Consider the following 219-nt stretch of genomic DNA (forward strand, 5'->3'; position numbering starts at 1 on the left):
TTTTGTTAATTAAATCCAATTCCTATCTTTGCAGTCCCAAACGGGAGGAGTGGTAGTTCAGCTGGTTAGAATACATGCCTGTCACGCATGGGGTCGCGGGTTCGAGTCCCGTCCATTCCGCTAAAAGAGCCGCAAGGCACATCAAAAGCGCTTAGATTACTGGTCTAAGCGCTTTTTTTATACTCAAAAATCCGCATAGTTCCTCAGCATTTATGACCC

Annotated in this window: 1 tRNA gene; it reads left to right on the forward strand. The window is 45.7% G+C overall.

Going from position 1 to position 219, the window contains the following annotated elements:
- Nucleotides 1-46: 46 nt before the first annotated feature.
- A tRNA-Asp gene (locus tag GSY63_RS00020) sits at nucleotides 47-120 on the forward strand.
- Nucleotides 121-219 lie beyond the last annotated feature (99 nt).

Origin of the sequence: Mucilaginibacter agri (genome assembly GCF_009928685.1) — a bacterium.
GTDB lineage: Bacteria > Bacteroidota > Bacteroidia > Sphingobacteriales > Sphingobacteriaceae > Mucilaginibacter > Mucilaginibacter agri.